Source organism: Pseudomonas sp. SIMBA_067, from assembly GCF_046534675.1.
GTDB classification, from domain to species: Bacteria; Pseudomonadota; Gammaproteobacteria; order Pseudomonadales; family Pseudomonadaceae; genus Aquipseudomonas; species Aquipseudomonas putida.
This window is the reverse complement of record NZ_JAWRYH010000059.1, coordinates 1-446: the sequence shown is the minus strand read 5'-3', so window position 1 is coordinate 446 and position 446 is coordinate 1. Positions and strand designations below refer to the sequence as shown.

The following is a 446-nucleotide window of genomic DNA, read 5'->3' as shown; positions in this document are numbered from 1 at the left end:
CTCTACCAACTGAGCTATATCAGCACATCTTGGAGCGGGCAGCGGGAATCGAACCCGCATCATCAGCTTGGAAGGCTGAGGTAATAGCCATTATACGATGCCCGCATCCTGGAACTCGGCTACCTGATTTTCATTCTGCACTGAATATCGAGAGAAGCTCTCTTTATTCGAGCCGGTAAGCGAACTTATCGTCTCGGGCTACGCCATCGCGTGGCCGAAATTGGTGGTGGGGGAAGGATTCGAACCTTCGAAGTCTGTGACGGCAGATTTACAGTCTGCTCCCTTTGGCCGCTCGGGAACCCCACCGGACTTGATGGTGCCGACTACCGGAATCGAACTGGTGACCTACTGATTACAAGTCAGTTGCTCTACCTACTGAGCTAAGTCGGCATCAAGTAGCGCGCACTCTATGGAGACATGCGAGTTCATGCAACTAAAAAATTGCA

3 tRNA genes are annotated in these 446 nt (G+C 51.8%); all 3 read right to left on the bottom strand.

Annotated features, from left to right (window positions below):
- Positions 1-30 precede the first annotated feature (30 nt).
- Positions 31-105, bottom strand: a tRNA-Gly gene (locus tag SB765_RS28070).
- Positions 106-221: 116 nt separating this feature from the next.
- Positions 222-306 (bottom strand) — tRNA-Tyr (locus tag SB765_RS28065).
- Between the two features lie 8 nt (positions 307-314).
- Positions 315-390 (bottom strand) — tRNA-Thr (locus tag SB765_RS28060).
- Positions 391-446 lie beyond the last annotated feature (56 nt).